Below are 1024 nucleotides of genomic sequence, written 5' to 3' on the forward strand. Positions count from 1 at the left end.
AGTATGACTACCTGGCTTTTCCATCCTTTTTCTTTCAGTTTTTCGCCAAGGAACTGGACATCTTCATTCTTCGATTTCTTGAAAATTCTTCCGGCCAGCATCGGGATATACAAAGTAAGGGTATATCTTCCAAAAATAGACCCCACAACTCCAATTGTAATAACCCACCAAACATTTAGGTCATATACAACCTKTAAAAAAATCATAATGGTAAAAGCAGGTGGAAACGGGAAAGGAACAACATCAAATAAAAAGGCGCCCGTAAAAACAAGCAGGTATTGCCACCACATATTTATATATCTTTATTATCAAATCTATAGTTTTAATCTTAGATACAAAGATTGCCATAGAGGTTATTACCTATCCTACCGGATAATTAAATATAATTTAGCGAACGGAGTTGAGTATAAAACATCCTGATTAATTTATAGCTTCAGGATCAGCAAAAATAAAATCGGTAACCAGTAAGCCTTTCGATCCGTTTGTAGTTTCGATGGTATGGATGTATTTATACGTTTTTGATAACTGATCAAATCCCTCGTCAATCACTTTTATATTCAGATCAGCTAATGAAAAGTCCTCACTGTTTTGGATACATAAAAATCGTTCATCCTTCATAGATAAAAAATCGTCAGTATACCCCTGGTCGTGCAGATCAATAACCCTGCTTGTTAAAGCATCGCTTAATCTTTTTTTATTGTTTTTCATGGTAATTTTCAATTTAACAGCTTACAAACATACCTCCCTACTTATTTGCTACTCAACACCTTAGCAAATTTCAATCCAAAAGCATGTAAATTCAATTACAATGTGAGTGTTTATTTTTTTTTCTTAAACCTGTTACAAAACTTCATAAATCCAGGTTCAACTCCGCTCTACAAATAGCAACCTGTGTTTGGATTTTAATACAACAATAAGTCAAATTGGCAGGGTTTAACTTTTAAGTACTGCCGCYATTTTTAACGCCCGGTAAATAAATGGAATTATGATACAGTAAAACATACAGCGCCAAATAATCATACCC

1 protein-coding gene and 1 pseudogene are annotated in these 1024 nt (G+C 34.0%); both read right to left on the reverse strand.

The window, feature by feature from the left end; all coding sequences use genetic code 11:
- Positions 1–290, reverse strand: a pseudogene (locus AC1DPZ_RS27870) (hypothetical protein); the annotation flags it as partial.
- A gap of 130 nt (positions 291–420) precedes the next feature.
- Positions 421–708, reverse strand: coding sequence for a hypothetical protein (locus tag AC1DPZ_RS27875; protein ID WP_477409652.1), 288 nt, complete (start codon positions 706–708; stop codon positions 421–423).
- Between the last annotated feature and the right edge of the window lie 316 nt (positions 709–1024).

The sequence above is a fragment of the Mucilaginibacter sp. P4_G9 genome (assembly GCF_056400985.1).